This is a genomic window from Paenibacillus sp. VTT E-133280 (assembly GCF_002264385.1).
Classification (GTDB): domain Bacteria; phylum Bacillota; class Bacilli; order Paenibacillales; family Paenibacillaceae; genus Paenibacillus_AQ; species Paenibacillus_AQ nitricinens.
Map to the genome: position 1 here is coordinate 1 of NZ_NFUX01000159.1, position 1,102 is coordinate 1,102.

Here is a 1,102-nt window from a genome sequence, read left to right on the forward strand (position 1 = left end):
AAAGGGCCTTCCCGAAAGGATGGCAGCCAGCTACCGAAAGGGGTTTTATCCGTGAAAAAGGTTTATTTTATGATGATGGCGCTGTTCGTACTAATTACTGCGGTTCCGGTAAGCACAGCTCAAGCCGCAAGTGTAGATGCGAGCTGGTTGATTACATCAAAAGTGGCTCAAGGTGTTATTGGGATTAACTATGATATTCCGAAAGATAAAAGAATCAAACTCATGATCACTAAAGACAACAGCAGCTATACATATAACTTATATGCTTCTGGACAAGCTGAGGACTTCCCTTTACAACAAGGTAATGGTACTTATAAGGTTTCTGTTCTTGAGAACACAACAGGAAATAAATACAAATCGTTATATTCCGAAGTAGTAGATGTAACCATGAGTGACTCGAATTCCGTATATTTGGGATCCGTACAGAATGTGAAATGGAGTTCTTCTGATAAAGCGATCCTTAAGGCAAAAGAGCTTACAAAAGGCAAAACAACAGATGAAGAAAAAGTTAAGGCAATCTATAACTATGTAGTTGCTAATGTACAATACGATTATTCTCTTGCTAATAACGTAACAACAGATTATATTCCGAACATTAACAACACTTTGAATACTAAAAAAGGAATCTGCTATGACTATGCTTCTCTTTTTGCCGCAATGCTGCGTAGTGTAGATGTGCCTGCTAAGTTGGTGATGGGGAATACTAGCTACGTTACCCAATATCATGCATGGAATGAAGTACTGATGGATGGGAAATGGGTTACTATTGATACTACGGTAGATGCATCGGCAGCGAAGAGTAAGAAGAATGCAGATTTTATTAAGGCTTCAAGTAAGTATACTGCAGCAAAATACTATTAATTTGCATCGCTAGAATCATAACTCTATTAAATAAACAACCAGCTTAATTATTAAGCTGGTTGTTTATTTTTCTATTAGGGGTTGCTTTTCTATGAATAGATAGGTTATTATAGTTAAGCGTTGTTGGAAAGCGTACAGGCAATGTTTGAGAGAGTGATATAAACGGCTTTCGAAAAATAAAGCTTGCATTACTGAGAACAACATGATATATTATAAGAGTTGCTGCTGAGACATTAAACGG

At 37.1% G+C, this 1,102-nt stretch carries 2 protein-coding genes; one reads left to right on the plus strand and one right to left on the minus strand.

Annotated features, from left to right (window positions below; all coding sequences use genetic code 11):
- The coding region (locus CA600_RS30560) for a transglutaminase-like domain-containing protein (protein WP_306440437.1) at positions 1-861 on the plus strand (861 nt) is incomplete at its 5' end.
- 43 nt (positions 862-904) lie between these two features.
- Here the strand turns inward: CA600_RS30560 and CA600_RS31610 are convergent.
- A partial coding sequence (locus CA600_RS31610; RefSeq protein ID WP_218832811.1) for a hypothetical protein occupies positions 905-1,102 on the minus strand: 198 nt, incomplete at its 5' end.